Genomic DNA, 3,715 nt, shown 5'->3' with positions numbered 1-3,715 from the left:
ACGGAACGGGACTTTCGGAGCCAACATGGATGAGTCGGTGCCGCGATGGCCGCCACGGCCTGGCCGGCTCGTCTGAATCTGCCGTTCGGTCTCAGCCGACCGCCTACGCTGCCCAGGGTGATCAAGTACCTCGGCTCGAAGCGGGCGTTGGCCCCCGCGCTGGGGGCTCTCGCGTCCGCTTCGGGCGCACGGACGGCACTTGATCTGTTCACCGGCTCGACCAGGGTGGCCCAGGAGTTCAAGCGACGAGGCATCCATACGACCGCGGCCGACATCGCGACCTACAGCGCGGTTCTGGCGCAATGCTTCATCGCCACTGACGCCCGCACCGTCGACCGGACGCGATTGGCCGAGGTGCTCGATCACCTCAACACCCTGCCCGGTCGTCCGGGCTATGTCACCGCGACCTTCTGCGAGCAAGCGCGCTATTTCCAACCCCACAATGGCGCTCGCATCGATGCGATCCGCAACGAACTGGCACAGCACTTCGTGGCCGATCCCCTACTCCCCATCTTGCTGACCAGTCTGCTGCTCGCCGCCGATCGCGTGGACTCCACAGCCGGTATGCAGCAGGCCTACCTCAAGTCGTGGTCGCGACGGTCCTACAACGCACTGGAGTTGCGCGAGCCCGAACTCCTTTCTGGCACAGGAGAATCGGTCCTCGGAGATGCCGGAGACGTCGTCGAGGCCATGGAAGCCGTAGACCTCGCCTACCTCGACCCGCCGTACAACCAACACCGGTATTTCACGAACTACCACATCTGGGAGACGCTGATCCGCTGGGACTCCCCCGAGCACTATGGCATCGCCTGCAAACGGATCGACGCCCGCGATCCCGCCTCCAAGAGCATCTTCAACAAGAAGCGCGAGATGCCGTCGGCGTTCACCGATCTGCTGCGGCGCACCAAGGCGCAAGCCCTCGTCGTTTCCTACAACGACGAAGCCTGGATCTCACCGGAGCAGATGCTGACCGCATTGCACGAGACCGGGCACGACGATGTGACCGTGATGGAGTTCGACCACGAGCGCTATGTGGGTGCCCGGATCGGCATCTACAGCCCCCGTGGCGTCAAGGTCGGCCAGGTCACGCGCGTGCGGAATGTCGAATACCTCTATGTCGCCGGCCTGACCGACGACCAACTCGCGCAAGCCCGTCGGGAATACGCCTCCGGACGGTCGAGTGTGGACACTCGACGGCCCGGAGGTGCACTCTCGATGCGCGGAGTCGAGACGGGCGGCTCGGCTACTCGACCGTGACCGACTTGGCCAGGTTGCGTGGCTTGTCGACATCGTGACCCAAGACCAGGGCCGCGTGATAGGCGAGCAACTGGGTGGGGATGATGAGCAGGATCGGGTCGAGCTCGGGCTCGGTCTTGGGCACCACGATCCGCTCGATCGCTATCGTCCCGAACTCCACCGCCTCGTGGGTGATCGCGACGACCTCTCCCCCGCGGGCTCGAACCTGTTCCACCGCAGCGATATTGCGGCTCGCAAGCTCATCGTCCGGCACAACGGCGACAGTCAGCATCGCCGGATCGATCAGTGCCAACGGGCCATGCTTGAGCTCGCTGGTCGGATAGGCCTCGGCGTGCACATAGCTGATCTCCTTCAACTTCTGAGCACCCTCGCGGGCCACGGGATACTGGCGCACCCGGCCGATGAAGAAAGCGTTCTCCGCCTTGGCGACGCGCTGCGCGATCGCGGCGATCGCGGGCTCGCTGTCGAGGATCGCCTGGATCTGCTCGGGAATCGCCTTGAGCGCGTTGCTGATTCGCTCGCCATCGGCATACGAAAGATCATGGAGGCGGCCGAGGTGGAGGGCGAGCATGCCGAAGGCCATCGCCATATTTGTCAGCGCCTTGGTCGACGCGACGGCGATCTCAGGGCCGGCGTGCAGGTAGATGCCACCGTCGACTTCGCGGGCGATGGTCGACCCGACCACATTGACCGCGCCGATCACGGTGCCACCCTTGCGCTTGATCTCCAGCACCGCGAAGGCGGTGTCGGCCGTCTCGCCGGACTGCGAGACCACGACATACAGGGTGTCGGGCTCGATGATCGGGTTGCGGTAGCGGAACTCCGAGGCCGGCTCCGCGTCGGCCGGGATCCGCGCCAGATCCTCAATCATCTGCGCACCGATCTGGCCTACGTAGTAGGCGGATCCGCAACCGAGGAACTTCACGCGGCGGAAGGCGCGCAGCTCGCGCGGGCTGAGGTTGAGCCCGTTGAGCCGGGCCGTGGCGAAGCGCGCGTCGAGGCGACCGCGGATGACGGCTGCGGCTCGCTCAGGCTGCTCGAGGATCTCCTTGTACATATAGTGCTCGTGCCCGGTGAGCTCGAGATCCGTTGCGGCAAGGTCGATTTCGACGGGCTCACGGCCGGTGTCGTTGGCCTCCCGGTCGAAGGTGTGGAAGCCCCCCGCGGTCACCGTCGCCAGTTCGCCGTCGTCGAGATGCACCACGCGCGTCGTATGCCGCACCAGAGCCGCCGCATCGCTCGCGATCAGCGTCTCCTTCTCGCCCACGCCGATGATCAGCGGTGAGCCATTGCGGGCGATGACGATGCGATCAGGGTGTCCAGAGTCGGTCACCGCAAGCGCATAGGTGCCGGTGATCTGAGCGAGAGCGTCGAGCACGGCCCCCTCGAGGGTGTCGGCGGCGGAGCGCGCGATCAGATGCGCGACGACCTCAGTGTCGGTGTCGCTGGTGAAGGCCACGTCCGCGGCCATGAGCTTCGTCCGCAAGGTGGCGGCATTGTCGATGATCCCGTTGTGCACCAACGCGATCCGCCCACCCGCACTCGTGTGCGGGTGCGCATTATCGGTCGTCGCCGGCCCGTGTGTGGCCCAGCGCGTATGCCCGATCCCCACCTTCCCGGTCAGCCGCTTGGGCAGCTTGGCCTCCAGATCCCGGATGCGACCGACGGAGCGGACGATGGTCGCGCCCTTGCTGCCGAGGACCGCGATGCCGGCGGAGTCGTAGCCGCGGTATTCGAGGGTCTTCAACCCCTCGATCACATAGGGAGCGGCCGCGTGGTCGCCGATGTAGCCGACGATTCCGCACATGGGTGCTTCTCCTTGCTTCGTGTGGTCGGTGGTCCGGGATAACTCAGCCGGAAACGATGCGCCGCAGTTGCCGGGCACTGAGAGCAGGGGCTGCGACGACGCGTTCGCGCAGCTCCGCGGCGATCTGCTCGTATGCCTGCGCATTCCGAACCCCGTGCAGATGCAGGTTCGCGTGCCGACGGCGCACATAGGACTCCACGTCCTCGTGATACCAGGCCAGGATGTCGTCGACGAGACGTCCGGCAACGGCTTCGGTCAGACCCGTCGACCGCGTCACGTGGTCGACGAGTTCTCGGTCCGGCACGCATCCAGCATGACATCCCGAGTCGCGAACAGCAACAATCTGCCCGATTTCGGGCAGGGAAGTGAGTAGCAAACCCATTTGCGGGTTACATCCGGACGTCAGAGTCCGTCTTCTGTGGGTCGCGCATCGTGAGTAGCGCGGCCCATGGCGGACCGGCGAGGCCGCGTTACGGTCCCCTACATGTCGGGATTCCTCAGGGCCGTCAAGGTCATCCTCGCCGGCGGACTCGTCCTCGTCGTCGGCGCCTATCTGATCGTCAATATGGCCAGCACTGTGGCGGCGGCGCACAAGAGGTCGGTGATCAATCACGACCTGACCGCTCGCCTCGCAAGCGCCGTTCCGGCTGC

General features: G+C 65.5%; 3 protein-coding genes. 1 reads left to right on the top strand and 2 read right to left on the bottom strand.

Annotated elements, in window-relative coordinates:
* Positions 1-117 precede the first annotated feature (117 nt).
* Complete coding sequence (locus PKH97_RS03175; RefSeq protein WP_324385953.1) at positions 118-1,257, top strand: DNA adenine methylase; 1,140 nt, start codon at positions 118-120, stop codon at positions 1,255-1,257.
* On the opposite strand, the gene glmS is transcribed toward PKH97_RS03175, so the two are convergent.
* Positions 1,244-3,064 carry a glutamine--fructose-6-phosphate transaminase (isomerizing) gene (glmS, locus tag PKH97_RS03170; RefSeq protein WP_324385952.1) on the bottom strand — a complete coding sequence of 607 codons (1,821 nt, stop codon included), beginning with the start codon at positions 3,062-3,064 and terminating at the stop codon, positions 1,244-1,246. The two genes, PKH97_RS03175 and glmS, sit on opposite strands and share 14 nt — an antisense overlap.
* Positions 3,065-3,107: 43 nt before the next feature.
* On the bottom strand, positions 3,108-3,368 hold the full coding sequence (locus PKH97_RS03165) for a hypothetical protein (RefSeq protein WP_324385951.1): 261 nt from the start codon (positions 3,366-3,368) through the stop codon (positions 3,108-3,110).
* Between the last annotated feature and the right edge of the window lie 347 nt (positions 3,369-3,715).

It is taken from the genome of Nostocoides sp. (genome assembly GCF_035343835.1).
In the GTDB taxonomy this organism is placed as follows: domain Bacteria; phylum Actinomycetota; class Actinomycetes; order Actinomycetales; family Dermatophilaceae; genus Nostocoides_A; species Nostocoides_A vanveenii.
Note: the sequence above shows the minus strand (reverse complement) of the source record. Positions and strands in the feature narration are given on the sequence as shown.

Coding starts and splice junctions, on each gene's coding strand:
- glmS (WP_324385952.1), bottom strand. CDS start 3,064: ATGTGCGGAATCGTCGGCTACATCGGCGACCACGCGGCCGCTCCCTAT.